The 24,707-nt window shown below is 62.6% G+C and carries 20 protein-coding genes; 3 read left to right on the forward strand and 17 right to left on the reverse strand.

The genetic code is table 11. The features are described 5' to 3' along the window. Positions 1-23: 23 nt before the first annotated feature. Entirely contained in the window at positions 24-575 is a 552-nt protein-coding gene (locus OK411_RS26165; RefSeq protein ID WP_024014636.1) for a cytochrome b, read from the reverse strand. Positions 576-1,193: 618 nt separating this feature from the next. After that, positions 1,194-2,963, reverse strand: coding sequence for a flavin monoamine oxidase family protein (locus OK411_RS26170; RefSeq protein ID WP_264365889.1), 1,770 nt, complete (start codon positions 2,961-2,963; stop codon positions 1,194-1,196). Positions 2,964-3,186: 223 nt separating this feature from the next. On the opposite strand from OK411_RS26170, the gene OK411_RS26175 reads away from it, so the two are divergent. Together OK411_RS26175 and OK411_RS26180 are read left to right on the forward strand one after the other, a co-directional pair. Beyond that, positions 3,187-4,593, forward strand: a complete 1,407-nt coding sequence (locus OK411_RS26175; protein ID WP_217878952.1) for an adenosylmethionine--8-amino-7-oxononanoate transaminase — start codon at positions 3,187-3,189, stop codon at positions 4,591-4,593. A 222-nt stretch (positions 4,594-4,815) separates the two neighbouring features. Then, positions 4,816-5,535, forward strand: coding sequence for a 16S rRNA (uracil(1498)-N(3))-methyltransferase (locus OK411_RS26180; RefSeq protein ID WP_095181344.1), 720 nt, complete (start codon positions 4,816-4,818; stop codon positions 5,533-5,535). Positions 5,536-5,669: 134 nt separating this feature from the next. Here OK411_RS26180 and trhA read toward each other — a convergent pair whose 3' ends face one another. Then, positions 5,670-6,287 carry a PAQR family membrane homeostasis protein TrhA gene (trhA, locus tag OK411_RS26185; protein ID WP_039757573.1) on the reverse strand — a complete coding sequence of 206 codons (618 nt, stop codon included), beginning with the start codon at positions 6,285-6,287 and terminating at the stop codon, positions 5,670-5,672. 141 nt (positions 6,288-6,428) lie between these two features. Here trhA and OK411_RS26190 point away from each other — a divergent pair, with 141 nt between their 5' ends. After that, positions 6,429-7,349 carry a LysR substrate-binding domain-containing protein gene (locus OK411_RS26190; protein ID WP_024014641.1) on the forward strand — a complete coding sequence of 307 codons (921 nt, stop codon included), beginning with the start codon at positions 6,429-6,431 and terminating at the stop codon, positions 7,347-7,349. Positions 7,350-7,466: 117 nt separating this feature from the next. Here OK411_RS26190 and madM read toward each other — a convergent pair whose 3' ends face one another. From madM to pilH, 14 genes are all read right to left on the reverse strand, one after another. Further along, positions 7,467-8,231, reverse strand: a complete 765-nt coding sequence (madM, locus tag OK411_RS26195) for a malonate transporter subunit MadM (RefSeq protein WP_024014642.1) — start codon at positions 8,229-8,231, stop codon at positions 7,467-7,469. Positions 8,232-8,236: 5 nt separating this feature from the next. After that, positions 8,237-8,629 carry a malonate transporter subunit MadL gene (gene madL / locus OK411_RS26200; protein ID WP_125916642.1) on the reverse strand — a complete coding sequence of 131 codons (393 nt, stop codon included), beginning with the start codon at positions 8,627-8,629 and terminating at the stop codon, positions 8,237-8,239. A 67-nt stretch (positions 8,630-8,696) separates the two neighbouring features. Further along, positions 8,697-9,617 carry a malonate decarboxylase subunit epsilon gene (gene mdcH / locus OK411_RS26205; RefSeq protein ID WP_125916644.1) on the reverse strand — a complete coding sequence of 307 codons (921 nt, stop codon included), beginning with the start codon at positions 9,615-9,617 and terminating at the stop codon, positions 8,697-8,699. Then, positions 9,614-10,234, reverse strand: coding sequence for a malonate decarboxylase holo-ACP synthase (locus tag OK411_RS26210; RefSeq protein ID WP_264365890.1), 621 nt, complete (start codon positions 10,232-10,234; stop codon positions 9,614-9,616). Before OK411_RS26210 ends, mdcH begins: the two co-directional genes overlap by 4 nt. After that, on the reverse strand, positions 10,228-11,013 hold the full coding sequence (mdcE, locus tag OK411_RS26215; RefSeq protein ID WP_264365891.1) for a biotin-independent malonate decarboxylase subunit gamma: 786 nt from the start codon (positions 11,011-11,013) through the stop codon (positions 10,228-10,230). Before mdcE ends, OK411_RS26210 begins: the two co-directional genes overlap by 7 nt. Then, positions 11,010-11,861, reverse strand: a complete 852-nt coding sequence (locus OK411_RS26220) for a biotin-independent malonate decarboxylase subunit beta (RefSeq protein WP_264365892.1) — start codon at positions 11,859-11,861, stop codon at positions 11,010-11,012. The genes mdcE and OK411_RS26220 overlap by 4 nt, the downstream gene beginning before the upstream one ends. Continuing rightward, positions 11,854-12,153: a malonate decarboxylase subunit delta gene (locus tag OK411_RS26225; protein WP_039757560.1), complete on the reverse strand. Its 300-nt coding sequence runs from the start codon at positions 12,151-12,153 to the stop codon at positions 11,854-11,856. Before OK411_RS26225 ends, OK411_RS26220 begins: the two co-directional genes overlap by 8 nt. After that, on the reverse strand, positions 12,153-13,010 hold the full coding sequence (locus tag OK411_RS26230) for a triphosphoribosyl-dephospho-CoA synthase (protein WP_264365893.1): 858 nt from the start codon (positions 13,008-13,010) through the stop codon (positions 12,153-12,155). The genes OK411_RS26225 and OK411_RS26230 overlap by 1 nt, the downstream gene beginning before the upstream one ends. Continuing rightward, complete coding sequence (mdcA, locus tag OK411_RS26235) at positions 13,010-14,680, reverse strand: malonate decarboxylase subunit alpha (protein WP_136493108.1); 1,671 nt, start codon at positions 14,678-14,680, stop codon at positions 13,010-13,012. Before mdcA ends, OK411_RS26230 begins: the two co-directional genes overlap by 1 nt. Before the next feature lie 428 nt (positions 14,681-15,108). Then, a complete protein-coding gene (locus tag OK411_RS26240; RefSeq protein ID WP_186569309.1) occupies positions 15,109-15,579 on the reverse strand; it encodes a chemotaxis protein CheW in 471 nt (156 codons plus the stop codon). Continuing rightward, positions 15,572-21,487 (reverse strand): Hpt domain-containing protein, encoded by a 5,916-nt coding sequence (locus OK411_RS26245; protein WP_264365894.1) that lies wholly within the window; start codon positions 21,485-21,487, stop codon positions 15,572-15,574. The genes OK411_RS26240 and OK411_RS26245 overlap by 8 nt, the downstream gene beginning before the upstream one ends. Before the next feature lie 11 nt (positions 21,488-21,498). Next, on the reverse strand, positions 21,499-23,547 hold the full coding sequence (locus OK411_RS26250) for a methyl-accepting chemotaxis protein (protein ID WP_016772746.1): 2,049 nt from the start codon (positions 23,545-23,547) through the stop codon (positions 21,499-21,501). Positions 23,548-23,756: 209 nt separating this feature from the next. Next, positions 23,757-24,296: a chemotaxis protein CheW gene (locus OK411_RS26255; RefSeq protein WP_016772745.1), complete on the reverse strand. Its 540-nt coding sequence runs from the start codon at positions 24,294-24,296 to the stop codon at positions 23,757-23,759. A gap of 10 nt (positions 24,297-24,306) precedes the next feature. After that, positions 24,307-24,672: a twitching motility response regulator PilH gene (pilH, locus tag OK411_RS26260; RefSeq protein ID WP_016772744.1), complete on the reverse strand. Its 366-nt coding sequence runs from the start codon at positions 24,670-24,672 to the stop codon at positions 24,307-24,309. Positions 24,673-24,707 lie beyond the last annotated feature (35 nt).

Below are 24,707 nucleotides of genomic sequence, written 5' to 3' on the forward strand. Positions count from 1 at the left end.
TTCCTTTGAGTCGAGGTTGAATTTCAGGCTTTGCGACCGAGCATTCGAGTGAGGGTCGCATCACGATCGATAAAGTGGTGCTTCAATGCTGCCAACGCATGGAGACCGGAAAAAATTACCAGTGCCCACGCCAGCCAGAGATGAATCACCCCAGCGGTATCTGCCTGATCCGGTAGTCCGGAGAGCAGTGCAGGAACTTCAAACAGGCCAAACACCGGGATCCCGACACCGTCTGCGGTGGAAATCAGGTAACCGGCAATCATCACAGCGAACAGCGCCAGATACAGAAACCCGTGGCCGAATTTGGCGCCGATACGGGTCATGCGGCTGTAGCTTTGCAGAGTTGGCGGCGGCGGGCTGATGAAACGCCACACCACCCGCAACACCATCACACCGAGCAGCACCAGACCGATGCTCTTGTGCAGATCCGGCGCGTCTTTGCGCCAGGTGCTGTAGTAATCCAGCCCGACCATCCACAGACCCAACGCAAACAGCCCGAAGACCGCCAACGCCACGCCCCAGTGCATGAAGATGCTGACCCAACCATAGCGCGAAGAAGAGTTACGTAGCTGCATTGCCCAAATCCTGTGAGAACTGCGAACCAAGACTAGCGAGTTATCTATCGAATTAAAGCGGAAAATTTTGCTTTGAAATATCGAGAAATACGATCAAGAGTCTGCGAGCGAGGTGTTAAGGAAGGATTAAAGGCGATCTCAGGATAGGGCGCTTGAACAAATGAACGGTTTTGATATCGGGCGCCTGCGCAAACCCAAGCAAAAGTGGCTGAGGAAACTGCCGAACGGGACAGAGTTCTTCAAGTGGGAGTTTTAACTGACCAGCCATTCATGGCCGATCAGTTATGAAGTACTGCCGGCGGTTGCAGGCATTCGGCACTGTAGGGGTCTATGTGGCACTTGTGCGCCAGTTCAGAACCATAGCCGCCGGGGAAAAATTGCCCGTTGCTACATCCGGAAAGTGCAATCAAAACCAGTATCGCGATAAGCGTTTTCATAGCATGCCTCCAATTTTTTCCAGCATAAAATTGGCGCGCTGGCAGCCGCTATCACCTCATTCCGAGCATCTTGTGGGAAGGCTCCGGTACGCCGGTAAGTCCCGTAACCGGATGACGAAGGACTGAAACGCAGGGCAAAAAAAACGCGACCCGAGGGCCGCGTTTTCATGTGAACAAAGCCTTACTGCGCCTTGGTCTCGGTCGTTGCAGTAGGCTTGGCCGCTGGTTTCTTCGCCGGCTCAGCCTTTTTCGCTGCCGGTTTGGCCGCCGGCTTTTTCGTTTCGGTTTTGGCCGCAGGCTTCTTCGCCGCTGGCTTGGCCGCTGCTTTTTTCGCCGGCTCGGCTTTCACCGGGGCCGCTGGTTTCGGTGCTTCCACCGGCGCTGGCGCTGGCGCAGGGGTCGGTGCAGGCGCTGGAGCGGCCGGAGCAGGTGCTGGCTCTGGCGCTTTCACAGGCTCTGGCTTCTTCTCGTCATCCGAACCGCCGAACAGGTTGCTGAAGAAGTTGCCCTTCTTCGCCGCTACCGCACCCGCCGCGCCTGCCGCAGCTGCAGCCGGAACCACTTTGGCCGGTTCGAACGACTTGCCTGCCGCCAGATCTTCAACCTGGCTGGCCGCGCGCTGGCCGGTGCGCAGTGCGCCTTCCAGAGTGCCCGGGTACAAGGTGTCGGTGTGTTCGCCGGCGAACGCTACGCGTTGCAGCGGACGTTCCCACAGGCGCCAGAACTTGCTGATCTGCCCCGGGCCGTAAGCCAAGTAGGCGCCGCCCATCGACGGGTCGGTGCTGTAGCGACGGATTTCATAACCGGTGAACGAGCCACGGGCCTGTGGATAAAACGCGTGCAGACGGATCAGCACCTGATCGACCATCTGCTTGTCGCCGAACGCCTGCATCACACGGGCGTTATCGCCGGACAGGTTGATCACCACATTGGCGCCGCCCTTCAGCGCCGGCTCGATCCAGAGCATGCCTAAACCTGCGTTGCTGTAGATCTCGCCGGACATGCGCGATTTGCTTTCCCACACGGGCGTCTTGAACTTCAGCATGATCTGGTCGCGCCAGCCGTAGTTGGTGCCCTTGATCGCCGCCAGATGCTGGGCATCCAGCGCCGGGGTCAGCGAGATCTTGTTCAGTGCGCGCAACGGCACCGCCAGCACCACGTAGTCAGCCTGATAGCCGACGCTGCCGACTTTGACGGTCACGCCGTCCTTGTCCTGGATGATGGCCGAGACCGGCGAGCTGGTCTTGATGGTCTTGATCTGTTTGACGAAGGCCTGGGCCAGTACCTGGCTGCCACCGACCAGACGCGAGGCGCGCAGGTCGCGGTCGGAAACGCCGCGATAGACGCGGTTCTGCTGAGCGAAATACAGCAGCGACAGACGCGAAGGTTCGTCGTAGTGGGTGCGAATGTCCTGGTTGATCAACTGACGCGCGGTGGCCGGCAGGTTCTGCTTGTCGAGCCAGCTCGATACGGTGATCTGGTCCAGTGCATGCAGGGTAGCGGTCGCCGCCGGGTTCTGCGGGTCGTCGATCGAGCGCGCCAGATCGTCGAGGGTTTTCTGGTAGCGCTTGAGCGCATCGGCGGTGGCTGGCTGCTTGGTGGCCAGATCAGCGGCGGAGAAATAATCGCCGTCGATCAGATAGCCTGGGGTACGGACGAATTCCGGCGCCGGCGTGGTGCCGAGCTTGAAGGTCGACACGTATTTGTTCAGCACCGGCTGAGTCTTGTCGTTGCCGATCCATTCGCTGGTGGCCATGCCCGAGCGGCCGCCCAGGCTCGGCTTGGCTTCCAGCAGGGTGACCTGCCAGCCTTTGTTCTGCAGTTCGTAAGCGGCGGTCAGACCCGACAGGCCACCGCCGATCACGATTGCGGTTTTATCCTTGGCCAGCGCCGTAACGCTGAACAGCCCCAACATCACCAGCGCACAGGCGCGCAGCCAACCGACAGACATTCAGCGAACTCCGGAAAAACATGTGGGAAAAAGCAGTTTTGCGAGTCAGACGACTCAAAGAACCGCGAAGAATACGTTAGCCATCAAAACGCCGCCAGCGACGTCTATCGGCTCAGACAAAGTAGCTCAATCGACACAATGGGTTGTTCCCGCGCGATGCATTGCATAGGCTTGCGCGATTGTTCGCCCGCGCCTGACGCGAGCCGCCTCGAGGAGACTGTAAATGGGCCTGAATAACCAGTGGATGCAACGCGATCTTGCGGTGTTGTGGCATCCCTGCACCCAGATGAAAGACCACGAACAGCTGCCGCTGATCCCGATCAAGCGCGGCGAAGGCGTCTGGCTCGAAGACTTCGAAGGCAAGCGCTACCTCGACGCGGTCAGTTCCTGGTGGGTCAACGTGTTCGGCCACGCCAACCCGCGCATCAACCAGCGCATCAAGGATCAGGTCGATCAACTCGAACACGTGATTCTTGCCGGTTTCAGCCATCAGCCGGTGATCGAGCTGTCCGAGCGTCTGGTGAAAATGACCCCGCAAGGCTTGAACCGGGTGTTCTACGCCGATAACGGCTCGTCGTGCATCGAAGTCGCGCTGAAAATGAGCTTTCACTACTGGCTCAATCGCGGCCAACCGAACAAGAAGCGCTTCGTCACCCTGACCAACAGCTACCACGGCGAAACCATGGCAGCGATGGCGGTCGGCGATGTGCCGCTGTTCACCGAGACCTACAAAGCCCTGTTGATGGACACCATCAAAGTGCCGAGCCCGGATTGCTATCTGCGCCCGCAAGGCATGAGCTGGGAAGAACATTCGCGCAACATGTTCGCCGCCATGGAACAGACCCTGGCGGAAAATCATGCCAGCGTCGCGGCAGTGATCGTCGAGCCGCTGATTCAGGGCGCCGGCGGCATGCGCATGTATCACCCGGTCTACCTCAAGCTGTTGCGCGAGGCCTGCGACCGCTATGGCGTGCACCTGATCCACGACGAAATCGCCGTCGGCTTCGGCCGCACCGGGACGATGTTCGCCTGCGAACAGGCCGGCATCCGCCCGGACTTCCTCTGCCTGTCCAAGGCCCTGACCGGCGGCTACCTGCCGCTGGCCGCGTGCCTGACCACCGACGAGGTCTACAGCGCCTTCTACGACGACTACCCGACCCTGCGCGCCTTCCTGCATTCGCACAGCTACACCGGCAACCCGCTGGCCTGCGCTGCGGCATTGGCGACCCTGGATATCTTTGAGCAGGACAATGTCATCGAGAACAACAAGGCGCTGGCTCAGCGCATGGCCTCGGCGACCGCGCATCTGGTCGATCACCCTAACGTGTCGGAAGTGCGCCAGACCGGCATGGTCCTGGCCATCGAGATGGTCAAGGATAAAGCCACCAAAGAGGCCTACCCTTGGCAGGAGCGTCGTGGCTTGAAAGTTTTCCAGCATGCGCTGGAGCGCGGTGCGTTGTTGCGCCCGCTGGGCAGCGTGGTGTATTTCCTGCCGCCGTATGTGATCACCCCGGAGCAGATCGACTTCCTGGCCGAAGTGGCCAGTGAAGGTATTGATATTGCTACGCGTGACAGCGTCAGCGTGGCGGTGCCGAAAGACTTCCATCCGGGATTCCGCGACCCGGGCTGATCGATACCAAAGGTTTGAGAAGGACCCTGTGGCGAGGGGATTTATCCCCGTTGGGTGGCGAAGCCGCCCTGAAATCTGCAATCGCGGTGAGTCAGGATTATTGCGTGTGCTGATTTCACGACTGCTGCGCAGCCGAACGGGGCGGTGCGACGGTTCGCTAAATCCCCTCGCCACCAAAGCTCTGCCAACAGTGACTACGCGCCAATTTTTTAGAGACCCGAAATGAGACTGTCCCGCTTCTTTATCGACGCCCCGCTGAGCACTGGCGAACACGAACTGCCGGAAGCCCAGGCGCATTACATCAGCCGCGTGTTGCGCATGGTCGAAGGCGATGCGGTGCAGTTGTTCGACGGTTCCGGCCATGAATTTCGCGGGTCCTTGGTGGATGTCGGCAAGAAGCGCGTGGTCGTGCAGATCGACGAGCAATTCGCCGGGCAAATCGAATCGCCACTGCAGATCCACCTCGGCCAGGGCCTGTCCCGGGGCGAGCGCATGGACTGGGCGATTCAGAAAGCCACTGAACTGGGCGTGACGCAAATCACCCCGATCTTCAGCGAACGCTGCGAAGTGCGGCTCAAGGACGAACGCGCCGACAAGCGCTTGCTGCACTGGCGCCAGGTGGCGATCAGTGCCTGCGAACAGTGCGGGCGTTCACGGGTGCCGGTGATTCATCCGCCGGTGTTGCTGGCGGACTGGCTCAAGCAGACTGAAGCCGAATTGAAACTGGTGCTGCATCCGGTCGCAGAACCGCTGGTCAGCCATGCCAAACCGGCGACGCTGGCGTTCCTGATCGGACCGGAAGGTGGCTTGACGGACGGCGAAGTCGAGCAGGCCAAAGGCAACGGCTTCCACGCCGCCCGCCTCGGCCCACGGGTGCTGCGCACCGAGACTGCGCCGGTGGTGGCGCTGGCGGTAGCCCAGCAACTTTGGGGTGATTTCTAAACCTTTTTGCCGGGCTGCATTCCCCCGCTCTGCGTGGGAATGCAGCCCGGGACGCTCCGCGTCCCAAACAGCGTGACGCAGAGCATCACAGGAGGCGTTACCACGCAGAGCGTGGGAACGATCAGTCAGCCGGGCTACAGCACGTAAAACAGAATCGCCACAAAGTGCAGCAAGCTCCCGGCAATCACGAACAGGTGCCAGATGCCATGGGCATGCCGCAGTCGGTGATCGAGGGCAAAAAAGATAATCCCCACCGTATACAACACCCCGCCCGACGCCAGCCAGGCAAACCCGGCCGTGCCCAGCGCGGCGATCAGCGGTTTGACCGCGACCAGCACGATCCAGCCCATCACCGCGTAAATCACGATCGACAGAATCCGTGCCTCGGAGCGCGGTTTGATCTCTTGCAGGATGCCGATCAGCGCCAGCCCCCAGACAATCCCGAACAGCGTCCAGCCCCACGGCCCGCGTAACGTCACCAGGCAGAACGGCGTGTAGCTGCCGGCGATCAACAGGTAGATCGAGAAATGATCGACCTTCTTCATGATCGCTTTCTTGCGCCCGCGCACGCTGTGATACACGGTCGAGGCGCTGTAGAGCACCAGCAAGGTGAAGGCGTAGATCGCCACGCTGACGATCTTCCAAGGGCTGCCGTCGAGACTGGCAATCACCAGCATCCATACGCCGCCGATAAACGCGGCGATGGCTCCGACCAGATGGGTCCAGGCGTTGAGTTTTTCCCCGTGATACATGTATCGCATACCTCGTAGTCACTACCGCAAGCGCGCAAGGCTCGGGCCTTGAGCGTAAAAGCGCAATGTTTCTGTTCAACCTCGCCTGCGCGGCCCGCAGGAATTGGGCACAATCGGCCGATACCAAAAAGAGTCCGCGCCATGCTGATCGACGAAGAATTGACCCTGAAAAAACTCGAGGTGTTCCTCGCCTTCATGCGCACCGGCAACCTCGCCCGCGCCGCCGCCGAACTGCAGACCAGCAACGTCAGCGTGCACCGCGCCATTCACTCTTTGGAAAACGCCCTGCGCTGCCCGCTGTTCAAACACGAAGGGCGCAATCTGACGCCACTGGAAAGCGCCTATGTGCTGGAAGAACGTGCGCAGAAGCTGATCAACGACGTCGTCGACAGCGTACGCCTGACCCGCGAAGCCGCCGGGTTCTCCGCCGAGCGTTTCAAGCTCGGCTCGCTGTATTCGCTGACGGTGAAGACCGTGCCGCAGCTGATCATGGGCCTGAAGATCCGCCGCAGCGAACTCAACATCGACCTGATCCTCGGCTCGAACATCGACCTGCTCTACAAGCTGAAAAACATGGAAGTCGACGCGATTCTGGTGTCGCTGGACGACAGCATCAACGATCCGGATTGCGAACAGATTGCGCTGTTCTCCGACGACATTTTCCTCGCCACCCCGGCCGATTCAAAATTCGCTCAGCGCAGTGAAGTCGATCTGGCGGAAGTCCGCGATGAAACCTTCATCACCCTGACCCAGGGCTTCGCCACCCATCAGGACGGTGTGCGGGTATTCAAGCAAGCGGGGTTCGAGCCGAAGGTGGCGATGCAGGTCAATGACATCTTCACCCTGCTGAGCATGGTCAGCTCAGGGGTGGGGTACGCCTTGTTGCCGGGGCGGATTGCGGCGGTGTACGAGAACCGGGTGAAGCTCATCCCGTTGCAGGAGAAGTACCGGTTGCAGCAGCACATTGGCGTGGTGTTTCTCAAGGCCAAGGAGCGTGATCCGAATCTGCTGGCGTTGCTGGCGGAGTGTCGGATGTATGCCAATCGCCAGGCCAGCTCATGATCGTTCCCACGCTCTGCGTGGGAATGTCTCAATGGACGCTCTGCGTCCGCTTTGGGACGCGGAGCGTCCCGGGCTGCATTCCCACGCAGAGCGTGGGAACGATCAATGTCAGCTCGGTCAGCCCATCAACCCGCGCATCGCCAGAAACAGCAGCGAAGGCCCCAGCAGACACCCAAGCGCGGTGTAGAACGCCGCCGTCAGGCAACCATACGGCACCAGCTTCGGGTCGGTGGCCGCCAGGCCGCCGGCAACGCCGCTGGAGGTGCCCATCAAACCACCAAAAATCACCGCGCTGCGCGGATTGTTCAGGCCGATCATCGGCGCCACGAACGGTGTCATCACCATCACCAGAATCGCCTTGATCAGCCCCGCCGCAATCGACAGCGCCATCACCTCGGAGCTGGCGCCGATCGCCGCGCCGGTCACCGGGCCGACAATGTAGGTCACCGCACCGGCGCCAATGGTGGTCAGGCTCACCGCATCGGTGTAGCCGAACGCCATCGCCACGCCGACGCCGGCGACGAACGAGGTGCCAACGCCGACAAACAGCGCCAGCACACCGACGAGTCCGGCGCGTTTGAGCTCATCGACACTCACCCCAAACGCCGTCGCCACAATCGCGAAATCCCGCAGCATCGCACCGCCGAGCAGGCCGATGCCGGACAAGAGGGGAATATCCACCACGCCTTTTTGCCCACCGGTGAGTGCGCCGCCGATATACGACAGCACCAGCCCGAGCAGAATGGCGATCGCCGAACCGTGCAGACGGCCCTTGGTGAAGGTGTTGGACATCCAGTAGGACACCCACATGGTCAGGCCGACAATCAAAAAGCCGCTGATCAGACCGTAGCCGGTGATCACTTTCATCATCGATTCGTACATGGCGATTACCCCGCAGTCTTGACAGGAGCAATCGGCGTCTCTTGCTTGTTGCCCATGCGCGTCAGCACCGGCACCAGGGCAAAAGCGATCACTACGGCGAGGGTGCCGGCAAGAATCGCCATCGGCCCGCCCTTCAGCGCACCGTAGACATTCTGCTGTGCGGCCATGGCGACCACGATGGGAATGTAGATCGCGCTCCAGAACTCCACGCCCTGCTCGGTCTTGCCCTTGAGCCAGCCGCTCTTATAGAGATAGCTGCCCAGGCCGATCAACAGCAGCATCGCAATACCGACACCGCCGACGTTGGCCGGCACGCCGATCAGCTTGCCGAGCAGTTCACCGACCCAGATACCGACCAGCGTGCAGAAGGCGAGAAACGCCACACCGTAAATAATCATTGTTGTAGTCCTCAAAGTGCATCGTCGAATGTTGTTTTTGTTGTTCGAAGCTTGAGTCGCGGCGGTTTTAGAGTTGGCGGCCACCCTCCTCGCGCAACAGCGCTTGCAGGGTATCGAGGCGGGCACTGTCGAAGGCAGTGACGGTGCCCTGCTCGAACACCCGGCGCGCCAGCCCGGTCAGCACCGCACCGGGCGGCAGTTCGATCTGTAGACGCACGCCGCGCTCGTAGGCGCTTTGCACGGTGCCGCGCCAGTCCACCACGCGGCACATGTTAAAAGCGAGGTCCTCGCGCAGCGCTTCGACTTTGCTCACAGGCCGCGCGCGACTGCCGCTCAGATAAGCGACTTTCGGGTTCTTCAGTTCAACCTTGGCGAAGGCCTCGGCAAGCGCCTGCGCCGGTTTTTCCAGCAATGGGCAATGCGACGGCACGCTCACCGCCAGCCGCTTCGCCACTCCGGCGCCGCGACTGCGCGCCAGTTCGGCCACTGCTTGCATGGCCTTGTCGCTGCCGGCGATGACCACTTGGTTATCGGCGTTGATGTTGGCCAGATACACCGGCGCATCTTCGCTGTGCACTTGCGCCAGCAGGGTTTCGACGGTCGACAACTGCAAGCCGATGATCGCGGTCATGCCGTAGCCCTGTGGATAAGCCTGTTGCATCAGCTCACCGCGCAGGCTGACCAGATGCAGCGCATCGCTGAAACTCAAGGCCCCCGCCACCACTGCTGCCGGATAAGCGCCGATGGACAGGCCGGCGACGTAATCCGCAGTCAGTTCATCCTGCAATAACTGCCGCGAAGCAGCGACACCGGCGATCAGCAGGCACAGCTGAACCGCTCTGGTCGTGCGCAATGCCTCGGCTGAATCCAGCAGCGCAACGTCTTCGCCCAGCACATCACTGGCCTCGACCAGTGTTTCCCGAGGCAAACGCTGGAGCATGCCCGCTTGCTGCGCGCCCTGGCCGGGAAACACCAGCAGACTGCTCACGCTGCCTGCTCCTGCGGGTTCCACGGATCGATCACCAATGCAGCCTGATGGGCATTTTTCAGCAGCACTCGGGCCGAACCGCTGGCCCATTCCCGCAACGCCACAGCGCCGAATGGGGTCTGCAATTGCATGTCGACCCGGCACGCAGTTTGATCAAAAAGCGCGACCAGTTCGCGCGCCTGATTACGGCCGATGATGTGCGGCGCACGCAGAATCAGATCGAGATCACTGGCCGCGTGCATCGCTGCAAAACCACTGGCCAATTCAAACCCGACACTACCGCTGACACCCCAGACCCAACCGCAGTCATCGAGTATCGGCCGCAGTTGTTTGAGCGCCTGCATCACCGGCAGATCTCGCTCGCACTCAACCTGACAAAGGGCTTCGGGACTGACCCGACAGGCAATCGAATCGAGCGGCATAAACGCCGCCAGCCGCTGCTCACGCAACACACCACGAACGCCGACCGCGACCAGACCTTTCTCGCTCAAGGCCCGCCGCACCACCACCGGTTGCCCGGCCGCCAGCGCCGCGATCGCCCACGCCGGCGCATCAGCCGGCAACTGCGCTGGGGTCATGCCCCAGAGCAGATCGTGGGCCAGGGGCAGGTTCACCACTGCGCCCTCAGCAATTCGCGGACTTTGCTGGAGGCGGCACGATTGCTCGCACCAAGGCGCCCTTTCAAATCAGTGCTGGTCACATCGCTGATCGCTTGCTTGAGGCACTCAGTCACGCGGGTCAGATCTTCCTCTGTCGGCTGTTCAATCTGCTGCACCGAGAGGGTTTCCCAGAGCAGGCCGAGGCTGGCGTAGCTGTCGATGTCATAGGCCATCGGCGGCACGCTGGCGGCGAGCGCTTCCAGTTCCTCGACACTGCGCAAGGTGACCCGCGCCGCCGAAGCCTTGCCCATCGCGTGCACCATCACACCCGGATCGCGCAAAGCAATCAGGCGATTGGCCTGATAACCGTGGGCGAGAAATGCACCCGACATGGCCTTGCCCACCAGCAGCGCAATCACCGGATGCCCGGCCAGACGCGCACGGGCATAACTGTCCGCCGCGCCGGCCAGCGCCTGATGAATGCCGAGGGCTTCTTCGCGCCGGCCATATGCCTGGCTCGGCACATCGACAATGGCGATGATCGGACGCTTCTTCGCGTTGTCGCGATCGGCGCTGATCGCGTCATCCACAGCTTTGGCCAGCCCCCAGCCTTCGAGCAAACCGACTTCGCCGTTTCGGGCGCGGGGGAAACGATTGTCCGGGTCGGCGACCACGGCGATAAAACGCCCGAGCTCAGCGTCGGCCACTTTCAATGACGGCGGCAACCCTTCGACGCTTTCAGCGCCCATGCTCAAGGCGTTGAACCAGTGCAAACCGCGCAATGAATAACTGCTCATGAGCGCTCTCCTTGATACAGATCGCGAACCACCGACGGTTCGATTTGCTGGTCAGTGTTCAGCTTGCCGAGGCGTTGCAGAAACCACGCGGCGCGCTGACTGCGCGGCTGTGCCGGCAAGCCTTGCCGGAGCAATTCACCGACCTGCTGACGAATCTGCGCCACATCATCGCCGACATAACGGTCCACTAGTCCCGTGTTGAAACGCTGTTCGCCGCCGGTCAGGCTCCAGATGAAGGGCCGGTCGCGGGAGTCGTATTCCTCGATCCCGGCTTCCTGCTCGATGACTTGCGGGCCGTTCAGACCGAGACGTGCTTCCTGGGTCACCAACAGATAGCTGCACAGCGCAGCGGCAATCGACATGCCGCCGAAGCAACCGACACTGCCGGCGACCACGCCGACCACCGGTTGGTATTGCTGCAAATCGACAATCGCCGCATGGATATCGGCAATCGCCGCCAGCCCCAGATTGGCCTCCTGCAAGCGCACGCCACCGGTTTCCAGCAGCAACACCGCGCGGGTGGGGATACCGTTGCGGTTGTCTTCGGCAGCCAGTTCCAGCGCACCGGCAATCTTCGCCCCGCCGACTTCGCCAAGGCTGCCGCCCTGAAACGCACCTTCAATCGCCGCGATGACCACCGGCAAACCGTCGAGGCGGCCCTTGGCGATGATCACCCCGTCGTCGGCTTGCGGCACCACACCTTGGCGCTCAAGCCATGGCGACATGACCCGTTGAAACGGATCGAGCAGTTCGCGAAAGGTCCCGGCGTCGAGCAAGGCTTGCGCCCGCTGCCGCGCGCCGAGTTCGACGAAGCTGTGTTTGTTGAGCAACGCTGCGCTGTCAGTCATGGCCGATCTCCTCGAAACCCTGTTCCAGACGCAAGCGCACCACCCCCGGTGTCGCGCCGAAATCGTGGATATCGATGGCCATCGCCGGTGGCGTGGTGCCGTCGAACATCCGCGCAAACAGGTGCTGCCAGCGCTGCTGCGCGCCGTTGACCGAGGTCTGCACGTTGATCGTCAGTTTGCCGGCCAGACCCGGTTCGATCAGCACTTCCAGATCACCCGAGCCGACACAACCGACCAGCGCACGCCCGCGTGGCGGCTGCCCGGCGGGGAATTCAAACGATAGGTTTTCCATCAAAACGCTCCCTGAGAGATGCCGTCGCGCTCGATACGATCGAGCAGCAGCGTGGCGGCGAGCAGGTCGGCGGCGCCACCGGGCGAGGCATTCAATGCGATGAGTTGTTGATCCAGTTCGTGCAGGCGCCGACGACCGCTGAGGCTGGCGCTGCCGCCGGCATCGAGCACCGCTTGCGCGCCGGCCTGCATGGCCTGCAGACCGGGCTCGCCGGCGCGGTAGAGCACGCAGGTGTCGGCCAGCTCGGTCATGATCGCCAGCAACGCATCGAGCCGGGCGTTCTGTTCGCCGTGGCCGTTGGCGCGGCTTTTGTGCAGTTGCGGCAGGCCCCGTTGCAGAACGGACGGGAAGCCCAGTTGCGCTTCCTCGCGAGCACCGCGTGCGCCGTAACGCTGGGCGACCTGTGCGCCGTGGCTGAGTGGTGTCGGTGCGTAGCGGTCGTCGAGCAGTGCCAGGCGGGCGGCGCACAGGGCGATGGATTTCGGTTGCAGCGCGGCGGCCGTCACCAACAGTCCCAACGCCCAGATCGCACCGCGATGGGTGTTGACGCCGTTGGTGGTCACGAGCATGGCTTGTTCGCCCTCGCGACCGATGCGGCCAATCGCTTCGCGTAACGGCACACCGACTTCGCACAGCTCCAGCGCCACCTCGGCCATTTCCTTGAACGCTGGCCACAAGGCCAACGCCGACGCGTGCATCAGGCCCAGGTGCAGATCGGTGTGCGCGCCGTTGCCACGACGGTCGACCAGCGCCGGTTTCGGCGACAGATCGGCTTCGTCGATCAACGCGTCCACTGCCAGATCGGCCAAGCGGTCAGCCAGGGACAGCGGTTTCGCTTGCAGGTTGAATGCGTGCATTACCAGCTCCTGAATTTGGCGGGCGGGTTGTACAGGCCGCCGGACCACTCGACCAGATCGGCGACGCTTTTCGCCGCGAGCAATTCGCGCGTGGCGTCAGTGCGGCGGATGCCGAGGTCTTCGGGCAGGGCGATCAGGCCCTCGCGGCGCATGCGTTCGGTGTCTTTCGGGTTGTGCCGCAGGCCGATGGCGGTAACCCCGGCGACCGCTGCGATCATCGCCTGGCGCTCTTCCAGCGAGCGCGCCTTGTACAGGTAGGCGATGCCTTCTTCGGTGAGCAGGTGGGTAACGTCGTCGCCGTAGATCATGATCGGCGCCAGCGGCATGCCGCTTTTCTTCGCCACCTCCACGGCGTCGAGGGTTTCGACGAAGGTCGCTTTGCCACCTTCCTGGAAGGTCTCGACCATTTGCACCACCAGTTTCTTGCCGCGTTCGAGCATCGGTTGCGGCCCATCGGCATGGCGCATGTCCAGCCACGCCGGAGTGCCGTGACGGCGGCCGCGCGGATCGTGGCCCATGTTCGGCGCACCACCGAAACCGGCGAGACGGCCCCGAGTCACCGTCGAGGAATGGCCGTCGCCGTCGACTTGCAACGTCGCGCCGATAAACAGATCCACCGCGTATTGCCCGGCGAGTTGGCAGACCATGCGGTTGGAGCGCAGCGAACCGTCGCGGCCAGTGAAGAACACATCCGGCCGAGCGGCGATGTAGTTTTCCATGCCCAGTTCGGTACCGAAGCAATGCACGCTCTCGACCCAGCCGCTTTCAATCGCCGGGATCAGCGTCGGGTGCGGATTGAGCGTCCAGTTGCGGCAGATCTTGCCTTTCAGGCCGAGGGATTCGCCGTAAGTCGGCAGGATCAGTTCGATGGCGGCGGTGTTGAAACCGATGCCATGGTTGAGCGACTGCACGTTGTGTTTTTCGTAGATCCCGCGAATCGCCATCATCGCCATCAGCACGTGCACAGGCTTGATGTGCCGCGGGTCGCGGGTGAACAGCGGTTCGATGTAGAACGGTTTGTCGGCGACCACGACGAAATCGACCCATGAAGCGGGAATGTCCACGCGCGGCAGTTCGCTGACGTCATCGACCAATTGGTTGACCTGAACGATAACGATGCCGTCGCTGAACGCCGCCGGTTCGATCAGCGCCGGGGTGTCTTCGGTGCTCGGGCCGGTGTAGATGTTGCCGGCGCGGTCGGCCATGAACCCGGCCGAGAGCACAACGTTGGGGATCAGGTCCACGACGAGGCGGGCGTAGAGTTCGATGTAGGTATGAATGGCGCCGACTTCGAGCAAGCCGTCTTCGAGCAACTGGCTGATGCGCAGGCTCTGGGTGCCGGCGAAGGAGAAATCGAGCTTGCGGGCAATGCCACGTTCGAACAGATCAAGGTGTTCGGAGCGGCCGACGCTGGGCATGATCATGTGCAGATCGTGGAGCTTGGCCGGGTCGGCCTTGGCCAGTGAACGCGAGAGGAAATCTGCCTGCTTCTGGTTGTTGCCCTCCAGCACCACACGATCGCCGGGATGGATCAGCGCTTCGAGCGCGGCGACGATTTTGTCGCTGGGCAGCACCGCACCATCGGCGAGCCCGCGCACCTTGTCGAGCCGGCGCTGCTTCTCGTCACGCCGCCGCGTCCAGCGCGAGTCGGGGGAAATTGTTGTTGTCATGCTCACTCCACGGGTTCGCTGTCGTGGAGCCAAGTTAGGCGTGTGTGATGAGGGCATCAATCAAGCTGGGTGATGAATCATTACGCTGAGCGTAACGGACAAGCCACGCGCAGCAAAGGAATGCAGCCCGGGACGCTCCGCGTCCCTTCCAAAGCCGAACGCGGAGCGTCCGTTGCGGCATTCCCACGCGGAGCGTGGGAACGATCGAATGCATTCCAATTGTGGGAGCGAGCCTGCTCGCGAATTGTAGGCTGGTGCGGCGTAACACGGGGTGTCTTTAAACACAGGCGTGGCTTGATGTTGATCGTTCCCACGCTCTGCGTGGGAATGCCTCCACGGACGCTCCGCGTTCGGCTTCTGAAAGGGACGCGGAGCGTCCCGGGCTGCATTCCTTTGCTGCGCGTGGGAACGATCAGTCAAGCCTTGGATCAGCGGGCCAAACCCGCATCCACCAGTAACCGCTCCAGCCCCAACAAATCCGGCACCTTCGCCACCTGCTCGCCCACCTGCACCGCCGCCTGTTCCAGCGCACACAACGGCACATCCACGTAACTCAACTGACTGTCCAGCTTGTACGACCGAGGAATCCCCTGCACCAACAGGGCGATGAATCTCAGCTGCGGCAAGCCGCCCAGCGCATTCAGAATGACGATCCGCGCCCGTTCGCCGATGACGATTTTCTGCCCGCAGGCCGATTCGAAACTGATCAACGGAATCTGCCGCTCGCGCCACGTTACCCGGCCCAGGTACCACGGCGGCGTGTCGAGATCGAAGGCGCTGGCCTGGTAGTCGATCAGCTCGGCGATGGCGACATTCGGCAGGATCAGGTTGCGATCGGCCAGCGGCAGCAGCAGCCCGGTAAGCTGGCTGGTGCGCGGGTTGTGCCGGTGCTCATGCATGTTTCTTGCTCCACTGGGCGATGCTCTCCAGCAACACCGATTCCTGATACGGCTTGCCGAGGTAGTCGTTGACGCCGATGGCCATGGCGCGGTCGCGGTGTTTCTGCCCGGTGCGCGAGGTGATCATGATGATCGGCAAGTGGCGCAGGCGTTCGTCGGCGCGCACCTGGGTGGCGACTTCGAAGCCGTCCATGCGCGGCATTTCGATGTCGAGCAGCATCAGGTCGGGCATGTGCTCTTCGAGCAGCAGCATCGCATCGACACCGTCCTTGGCGGTCAGCACGTTCATGCCGTGACGTTCGAGCAAACGGCTGGTGACCTTGCGCACCGTCACCGAGTCATCGACGACCATGATCAGCAGCGGCTTGTGCGGCTCGCTGTCGATCTCCGTGCGCGCCGGCTCTTGCGCCAGCCGCGCCTGCATCGCCCGGATCGGTGCGAGCAGATCCAGAATCAGCACCACCCGGCCGTCGCCGAGAATCGTCGCCCCCGACACGCCCTGCACCGCCGCGAATTGCGGGCCGAGGCTCTTGACCACGATCTCGCGAGTGCCGGCCATGGCGTCGACCAGCACCGCAACATGGCGGTCGTTGTAATGCACCAGCAGCACCGGCAACGGCAGGTTCTGCCCGAGCAGTTTTGGCCGTGGCGCAGTCTTCAACAGCTCGCCCAGGTAGCACAGTTCATAACGCTGGCCGGCGTATTGATAACTCGGCGGATCCTGACGGAAGTGCCCTTCCAGATCATTCGGCAACACACGCACGATGCCTTCGATGGTGTTCAGCGGAATCGCGTATTGATCCTCAGCGCACTGCACCATCAGCGCGCGGTTGACCGACACGGTGAACGGCAAGCGAATACGGAAATGCACGCCCTGCCCCGGCACCGAATCGATGCTCATGCTGCCGCCGAGTTGGCGCACCTCTTCGTGGACCACGTCCATGCCGACGCCACGCCCGGAAATCTGGGTGATCTTTTCCGCCGTGGAGAAACCCGGCTGGAGAATGAACTGCAACACATCGCGGTCGCTGATCTCGGCGTCGGGCGCCAGCAGACCGCGTTTGATCGCCTTGCGCCGCACGGCTTCCAGCGGCACCCCGGCGCCGTCATCGCGGATGTCGAAAACCATGTCGCCGCCCTCGCGCGACAGATCGAGGGTGATCTGCCCTTGCGCCGGTTTACCCGCCGCCAATCGCACCTCGGCAGATTCGAGGCCATGGTCGACGGCGTTGCGCAGCATGTGTTCCAGCGGCGCGGCCATGCGCTCCAGTACGTTGCGATCCATCTCGCCATCAGCGTTGCCGACGACGAATGCGACATCCTTGCCCAGCTCTTCGGCGACCTGACGCACGATGCGTTTCAGACGCGGCACCATGCGCTCGAACGGCACCATGCGCGTACGCATCAGGCCTTCCTGCAACTCGGTGTTGATCCGCCCCTGTTGCTGCAACAGGTTTTCCGCGTCGTGATTGCGGCGGTCGAGGGTTTCCTTGAGGTCGAGCAGGTCCGAGGCGGATTCGAACAGCGCCCGCGACAGTTGCTGAAGCTGCGAATGGCGGTCCATTTCCAGCGGATCGAAGTCTTCATAACCGAGGCGTTCGCCATCGACTTGCTGGCGGCTGAGGATGCGCCCCTGGGTTTCGGTGTCGAGGCGGCGCAACTGATCGCGCATGCGCTCGATGGTGGTTTCCATCTCGTTGAGAGCAATCTGCGCATCGTTGACTTGCTGCTCGATCCGTCCACGAAAGATCGAGGTTTCCCCGGCCAGATTGACCAGTTCATCAAGCAGCTCGGACGAAACCTTGACCATGTCCGCGCCAACATCGGCGGCCGGTGGCGCAGCCTCGGGCTTAGCCACCGGTGCCGCGACCGGCGCCGGCGGCGCTTCAACCTGCACCGGGTGACTGAAATTCTGGATCGCGCTGATCAGCCGATCGGCCGGCGGGCACGGTTGCCCGGCGCGCACGCCATCGAGCATTTGCGCCAGTCGGTCATGGCCACGCTGCACCAGCGCGAACAGTTCGGCAGACGGTTGCAGCGCACCGGTGGAGAGGCTTTCGTAGAGAAATTCCAGCTCATGGGCGAGGTCGCCGATCGGGCCGATTTCGACCATCCGCGCGCCGCCCTTGAGGGTGTGCAGATCGCGCAGCAGGGTTTCGATTTCCTGACGGTTGCCCGGCTCGGCCTGCCAGCGCAACAGCGCGGCGCCGGAGCTTTCGATGATGTCGAAACCTTCTTCGAGGAAGATCTCCAGCAACTCCGGATCATGCCCGGCGTTGTCGTGTTCGACCGCTGCGGGGGCAGATTCGCTGGCGGCCTGGCCCTGACGCAACTGACGGATCGCGTCGATCAAATCCTGCGCCGGGGTCAGCGCTTGATGCGCTTGCAGTTGCTCCAGCATCAGCGCCAACCGCTCATGACTGCGCTGCAACAAACCTTCGAGCGCAGCGCTGTGGTTGTAGCGTCGATCGACCAGCCCTTCGTAGAGATTTTCCAGTTCCTGGGCGAGGTCGCCGACGGCCTCGACCTCGGCCATGCGCGCGCCGCCCTTCAGCGTGTGCAAGTCGCGCTGCAATGACGACAGCGGCGCGGCGTTGTCCGGATCCTTGCGCCAGCGCTGCAAGGCTTGCCCGGCGCTGTCGAGAATGTCCACCGCCTCTTCGAGGAAGATTTCGACGATCTCGTCGTCAGGCTCGAGGGCGGCAACCGATTGCTGCAATTGGGCGGTGGCGCTGCCCAGTTCGCGAATATCCAGGGTGCGACTGCCGTCGCTGCGGATCAGGCCCATCGCCGCCGGGTCGAGGCCTTCGTCGAGCAGTTCCTGCAAGGCGCGAATCCGCTCCGGTTGCGGGGTGATTTCCTGGCCGGCAGCGAGTTCGTCGAGCATGTTGATCAGCGCTTCGTGGGCCAGTTGCGCTTCGTGGAAAAACCGCTCGCTGACCGCCAGGCTGCTTTCTTCCACCGCGCCATACAGATCGAGCAAGGCTTCGCACAAGCCATCGACCGCCTGCAGATCGGCCAGATGCGCACCTTCGCCCAGAGTGGTCAGCTCATCGAGCAAGGCGCTGAGTTCCTGGCGCTCGCCGGGGTGTTGCTGCCAGCGCTGCAAGAGGTTTTCGGCGTCGAGGAGGATGTCCATGCCCTGCGCGAGGAAGTTGTTGATCAACTGCGGATCGCGCTTGAGGCGCAGGCCGCTGTCAGCGCCATCGGAGCTGGCTTGCAGGCGCTCGGCGAGCAGCGCTTCGGTGCGTTTGATCAGCGACTGCGCACCGACAATCGGCGCCAGCGGATCGTGTTTGAGCTGGCGCAGGCCGACGCGGAACAGGCCCTCGGCTTCGAGCAGTAGTTCGACCTCGTCCAGATCCAGCGGCAACTGATGCGCCTTGAACTCGCGGGCCAGTTGATCCAGCGAAGCCGCCAGTTCGGCCATCGGCAAGACACCGGCCATGGATGCACTGCCCTTGAGCGTGTGCAGCGCCCGTTGCAGCTCGTCGCTGGCCGGCAACGGCACCCGTTCGGCGGCCTGATCGAGGAAACGGTTGAGGCTGGCGAGGTGGGTTTCGGCTTCTTTGCGGAAGATTTCCAGCAGCAGCGGATCAAGCGCGGCGACGTCGTCGGTGTCTTCGGCAGCCAGCGGCTCATCGCCTTTGGCCAACGCGTGGGCGCGGGCGGCGAGTTGGTCGACATCGTTGCGCTGGCGCTGACGCTGGGTGGCGAATTCGTTGATCAGCTCGGGCAGCAGCAACACGGTGTCGCCGAGCAATTGGCGCAGCACTGCGCCGGGCTCGACGCTTTGTTCGAGCACGCGGTTGAGCAGGTTTTCCACGGCCCAGGCCAGTTCGCCGAGGACCAACGCGCGGACCATGCGCCCGCTGCCCTTCAAGGTATGAAAGGCCCGGCGCAGTTCGGTCAGCGCGGCGCGGTCCTGGGGATTGGCGGTCCAGCGCGGCAGGTATTCGTGGAGGACCGCGAGGACTTCGTCGGTCTCTTCGAGGAACACTTCGCGCAGTTCATCGTCGACCGGTTCTTCATCGGCTGGCGGCGGCATCAGGCTGTCGGGGCTGTTGCGCGCCGGCGGGTTGAGCGCCGACAGCGGGCTGGCCAGCACTTCGGCCAGCGACTGCACGACGTCAGGGTCGTCGAGCGCTTGCAGATCCTGCATGAGCTGCGCTTCGCTGGGGCTGAGCACCTCATCGAGCACCGGCACCTGCGCTTCGCCGGGCTGCTCGTTGGCAAAGAAGCCGAGGCTGGCAAGGCTGTTTTGCGCGACATCGAGCAGATGCTCGGCGGGCGCCTGCGGGTCATCGCTCAGGCGTTCGAGGTAATACTCCAGGCTGCTGATCACGTCGGCCAGATGATCGAGTTGCTCCCAGCCCGGTTCGTGGGCATCGAGCATCAAATGCTCGCGAATGAAACCGTTGCAGGCCTCGACCAGACTCGCTGCGCGGGCCAGCGGAATCATCGCCAGCGCGCCGCGTACTTGCGTCAGCAGCTCGGGCAGCGATTGCAGATGCTGGCGGTCCCAATCGGCGTCGATGTAGTCGACGATCATGTCCTTGGCCTGTTGCAGGCAGATGCGCGCCTCCTTGATCACGATCTGGTGGATCTGCGTCAGGTCGGTGGTCGGCAGGCGCGCGTCTTCGGCGCTTTGCGTCTCTACCGTGCCAACCATGCCGGCCAGCGTGGCTTCGACGTAGAGCAAGGCCCCGGCGACGTCCATGAGAATCGCGTCGTTCGGTTCGCGCTGGCCTTGGGCGAGGCTGAGCACCACTGCCAGTTGGTCGATGATGACCTTGCGCGGCTGGCCGAAACCCAGCACCGCGAGGGTGTCGGCAATCTGTCGCAGCGGCGCGAGCAGGCTGTCCAGATCCGAGGCGTGCTGGCGGTCGCTGCGCACGAACAGATCGAGGCGCTCCTTGACCCGCACCAGCTCTTCGCACAGCGCTGCCAGCACCGAGCGCATGGCATCGCGGTCGGGGCCGGCGAGGCGCGCGCGTTCTTCATCGACCATCGCGCTGTCGGGCAACGCGTCGTCCAGGGAGTAGCGATCTTTCATGGTCAGCATCTGCCCGGTGGGATGTTCGGCTTTGGCAATATAGAACAACAGGCTTTTCAGCAGCTCGGCCGGCGCCGGCTGGTTGAGCCCGACGATGCCCTGCTCGAGCAGGCGCTTGAGCTCTTGGTCGGCGTCCTTGAACAGGCTGCGCAGCGCCGGACTGTTGGCGATGACGCCCTCGCGCATGCCCTCGACCAACGCCGAGGCGACCTGCCACAACGGGCTCAACGGCGCGTCGCCGCTCAGTGCTTCGAGACGGCTGAAGACTTTGGCCAGATAGCCAAGGTGCGTCTGGTCGTCCTGTTCGCGCAGCAGCCCGACCAGAGCCATTTGCAGCATCTGCCGCAGTTTGCGCAGCACGTTCGGCAGATCGGGCGGTTCCAGCTCGGCGAGTGCCGCGTCGCCGAGCGGCGCCAGCTCGGGCAGTGGCGGGCTGAACAGGCTGGTTTCCGCCAGCAGGCTTTCACCGCGAGCGCTGCGCAGATCGTTGATCAGCGGCAGCACCACCAGCGGCAGGTCGCGGCGGGCGCTCTGCACGCGGTCGAGGTAAAGCGGCAGTTGTCCCAAGGCTTGCAGCATCAGGTGCAAGGCTTCGTCGCGGTGCGGCACGCGTTGATGTTGCAGGGCTTCGACCAGATGCTCCATTTCTTCGGCCAGCAACGCTGCGCCGTAGAACTCGACCATTTGCAGACTGCCGTGGACCTGATGAATGTAGGCCAGGCACTCGTCCAGCCCGGGGAAGGCCTGCGGATCGTCGAGCACGGCCTCGATCGCCTGATGCGCCAGCTTCAGCGTTTCGGCAATTTCGCCCTTGACCCATTCCAGGGCCACGTAGTCGTGCCGATCACCCATAACCACTCCACTCACGCTTTATCTGTCGCCGCCGGCAAGGTGAAACCGGACACCGAACGGCGCAACTGACTGGCCATTTTCGCCAGGTTGCCGATGCTCTCGGCGGTGGCCGTGGACCCCGACGAAGTCTGCGAGGTGATCTGCTGGATCACATTCATCGTCAGCGAGATCTGCCCGGCCGAAGAGGTCTGCTGCTGCGCCGCGTTGGAAATGCTCTGGATCAGCGCGGCGAGGGTCTTGGACACGCCTTCGATTTCTTCCAGGGCCACACCGGCATCCTGCGCCAGTCGCGCGCCGCGCACCACTTCGGTGGTGGTCTGCTCCATGGAAATCACCGCTTCGTTGGTGTCGGCCTGAATCGCCCGCACCAGGGTTTCGATCTGCCGGGTCGCGGCGGACGAACGCTCGGCCAGCCGCTGCACTTCGTCGGCAACCACGGCAAAACCGCGCCCGGCATCCCCGGCCATCGATGCCTGGATCGCTGCGTTGAGGGCGAGAATGTTGGTCTGGTCGGCGATGTCATCGATCAGGCTGACGATGTCGCCGATTTCCTGGGACGACTCGCCGAGGCGCTTGATGCGCTTGGCGGTGTCCTGAATCTGTTCGCGGATGTTGTCCATGCCGTGGATGGTGTTGTGCACCACCTCGTTGCCTTTGTTGGCGATTTCCACGGAACGCTCGGCCACCGCCGACGATTCGGCAGCGTTGGCCGAGACTTGATCGATGGACTCGGCCATGTCGCTGATGGCTGTCGAGGCTTCGGAAATCTGCTGCGCCTGTTGCTCAGACGCTTGGGCCAGATGCATGGCGGTGGCCTGGGTTTCCTGCACCGCAGCGGCAACCTGGCCGGCGGTGAGGTTGATGGTCGCCACCAGATCACGCAATTGGTCGACGGAATAGTTGATCGAGTCGGCGATGGTGCCGGTGAAGTCTTCGGTCACCGAGGCGGTCACGGTGAGGTCGCCATCGGCGAGGTCTTCGATTTCGTCGAGCAGGCGCATGATCGCGTTCTGGTTGCGCTCGTTCTTCTCGGCGGTCTCGCGCAATTGGCGATTGGTTTCGCGGACCATGACCAGACCGATGAGGATGATCGAGGCCAGCGCCAGCAAGCCCAGCACATAGCCGCCAATGGTGTCGGTGTTGCGCCCGCCGGCCAGGTGCTCGAACCCGGTGGCCAAGTGCGAGGCTTCGTCGAGCAGGGTTTGCGACAGGGTGAAGATGTTGCTCGCCGACTCGCGCACCTTGAACAGCTCAGGCGAGGTTTCGAGGATTTCATCCACGGAGCCGGAAACGAACTGGAACAGCTCGGAGATTTCGCTCAAACGCGCACGGGCGTCGCGGTCTTCGACCTGGCTGATTTTCAGCGCCGGGTTGCCCTGCAACATGCCGTTGAGCACCAGACCGAAACGCGCGGCATCACGACCAAACGCGTCGGCGGCCTGCTGCGAGTTTTCGTCACCGGCGAGCACGGTGTTGACTGCGCCAAGAATGCGTTCAGCCAACAGCGATTGCCGTTGCGCCATCGCTACCTGCGCCGCCGGAGCGCCGCGCTGGAGCAGGATTTCCACGACTTTTTCGTATTCGATCTGCAACTGCGGCACGGTTTCGGCCAGCGTTGCGGCGACTTGATGCAGCGACAGCACGGTCTGTTCGCTGGTGAGGATCGCATCGGTGTTTTTCAGCAGGCGCTCCCAGTCCATCTGCACCGCGCGCATTTCCGGGCGCACGGCGACGGGTGCCGGTGGCAGGCCGGTATTCGGGTCACCCTTTTTCAGGTAACCCCAGCGCTGGGCAAAATCGTTGCGCGCATCACTGAGCAGTTTGAAGGCGGCCGCCTTGCCCGCCGCCGCTTCGGTGGCGTTCTTGGCAATGCGTTGCGAGAGCACGCGCAGTTCGCCGGCATGGCCGATGTACTGCTTGTCGTAGTTCGCCTGGGTGTTGAGGTACGCGAAGTTGGCGAACAGCAGCATGATGAACACGATCAGTGCGATAAACAGCACGATGATCTGCGCGCGACTGCGCGATGCTTCTGCCGACTTGCCTGTTTTTGCTTTTGTCATCGGTCCTCGCCTATGAAACCTGCCATGGCCCTTGTGGGAGCGAGCCTTGTGGCGAGGGGATTTATCCCCGTTCGGCTGCGAAGCAGTCGCAAAAATATCGCATGCACTGACGGTGTCAGGCATTGCAGTTTTTGGGGCCGCTGCGCGACCCAACGGGGATAAATCCCCTCGCCACATGGCCCGCGTCCACATGGGTTCTGTTGTTCGTGCTAAAGAGCTACACCCATGAACACCGGGGATCTGGCCAGTGCGAACAAGCTGAACACCCGCCAGTTCTGTTCGCGGCGGAAATAGCCTTTGACGAATTCGGCCTTGGAGCCCTGGCGCTTGCTGATCGACAGCGGCTCGAAACTGCCCTGTTCGAAATGCTGCAAGCCGATGACTTCATCGACCATCACCCCGGCGAACACGTCTTCATGTTCCACCACCAATACCCGCCGTTGTTTGCGCAACGGCGACAGTTCATGGCCGAAGAACCCGCACAGGTCCATGATCGGCAGCAGCCGCCCGCGCAGGTTAGCCACACCCTTGACCCACGGCTTGACCCCGGGCAACTGGGTGAAGCGCGGTTCATGCAGGACTTCGCTGACTTCGCCCATCGGCGCCACATACCAATGCTCGCCGAGGCGAAAGCCGATGCCGCTCCAGCGATCCGGGCGCGCCGCTTGCGACGGCAGGTCCGCTGCCAGCAGGCGGCAGCGCTGGTCGATCTGCCAGAGCAGTTCGAACGCGGTCAGCGATTCGTTCATGATCGCGCGATCAGCCGTTGAGTACGTTGTTCAGGGTCTTGATCAGGGTGTCTTCGTCGACCGGTTTGGTCAGGTAATCCTTGGCGCCCTGGCGGGTGCCCCAGACCTTGTCGGTCTCCTGATCCTTGGTGGTGATGATGATCACCGGGATGTGCGCCGTGTCGGCATCCTTGGTCAACTGGCGGGTCGCCTGAAAACCGTTGAGGCCGGGCATGACGATGTCCATCAGCACCGCGTCGGGTTTTTCCTGACGGGCCAGGGCCACGCCGTCGGCGCCGTTCTCGGCCTTGAGCACTTCATGGCCGTGCTTTTCGAGCATGCCGGTGAGTTTGTACATTTCAGTCGGCGAATCATCGACGATCAGGATACGTGCCATGGTCTTCCCCATTTTTCTGGTCGACTGCCGGCCCG

The sequence above is a fragment of the Pseudomonas sp. RG1 genome (genome assembly GCF_025910115.1).
In the GTDB taxonomy this organism is placed as follows: domain Bacteria; phylum Pseudomonadota; class Gammaproteobacteria; order Pseudomonadales; family Pseudomonadaceae; genus Aquipseudomonas; species Aquipseudomonas atacamensis.

Excerpts from the sequence above, each read along its gene's own strand:
- OK411_RS26240 (WP_186569309.1), bottom strand. The coding sequence starts at position 15,579 with ATGCATGAGCACCGGCACAACCCGCGCACCAGCCAGCTTACCGGGCTG.
- mdcE (WP_264365891.1), bottom strand. The coding sequence starts at position 11,013 with ATGAGCAGTTATTCATTGCGCGGTTTGCACTGGTTCAACGCCTTGAGC.
- OK411_RS26180 (WP_095181344.1), top strand. The coding sequence starts at position 4,816 with ATGAGACTGTCCCGCTTCTTTATCGACGCCCCGCTGAGCACTGGCGAA.
- trhA (WP_039757573.1), bottom strand. The coding sequence starts at position 6,287 with ATGTATCACGGGGAAAAACTCAACGCCTGGACCCATCTGGTCGGAGCC.
- pilH (WP_016772744.1), bottom strand. The coding sequence starts at position 24,672 with ATGGCACGTATCCTGATCGTCGATGATTCGCCGACTGAAATGTACAAA.
- mdcA (WP_136493108.1), bottom strand. The coding sequence starts at position 14,680 with ATGACAACAACAATTTCCCCCGACTCGCGCTGGACGCGGCGGCGTGAC.
- OK411_RS26225 (WP_039757560.1), bottom strand. The coding sequence starts at position 12,153 with ATGGAAAACCTATCGTTTGAATTCCCCGCCGGGCAGCCGCCACGCGGG.
- OK411_RS26220 (WP_264365892.1), bottom strand. The coding sequence starts at position 11,861 with ATGACTGACAGCGCAGCGTTGCTCAACAAACACAGCTTCGTCGAACTC.
- OK411_RS26230 (WP_264365893.1), bottom strand. The coding sequence starts at position 13,010 with ATGCACGCATTCAACCTGCAAGCGAAACCGCTGTCCCTGGCTGACCGC.
- madL (WP_125916642.1), bottom strand. The coding sequence starts at position 8,629 with ATGATTATTTACGGTGTGGCGTTTCTCGCCTTCTGCACGCTGGTCGGT.
- OK411_RS26245 (WP_264365894.1), bottom strand. The coding sequence starts at position 21,487 with ATGGGTGATCGGCACGACTACGTGGCCCTGGAATGGGTCAAGGGCGAA.
- OK411_RS26255 (WP_016772745.1), bottom strand. The coding sequence starts at position 24,296 with ATGAACGAATCGCTGACCGCGTTCGAACTGCTCTGGCAGATCGACCAG.
- OK411_RS26170 (WP_264365889.1), bottom strand. The coding sequence starts at position 2,963 with ATGTCTGTCGGTTGGCTGCGCGCCTGTGCGCTGGTGATGTTGGGGCTG.
- OK411_RS26165 (WP_024014636.1), bottom strand. The coding sequence starts at position 575 with ATGCAGCTACGTAACTCTTCTTCGCGCTATGGTTGGGTCAGCATCTTC.
- OK411_RS26250 (WP_016772746.1), bottom strand. The coding sequence starts at position 23,547 with ATGACAAAAGCAAAAACAGGCAAGTCGGCAGAAGCATCGCGCAGTCGC.
- madM (WP_024014642.1), bottom strand. The coding sequence starts at position 8,231 with ATGTACGAATCGATGATGAAAGTGATCACCGGCTACGGTCTGATCAGC.
- OK411_RS26175 (WP_217878952.1), top strand. The coding sequence starts at position 3,187 with ATGGGCCTGAATAACCAGTGGATGCAACGCGATCTTGCGGTGTTGTGG.
- OK411_RS26190 (WP_024014641.1), top strand. The coding sequence starts at position 6,429 with ATGCTGATCGACGAAGAATTGACCCTGAAAAAACTCGAGGTGTTCCTC.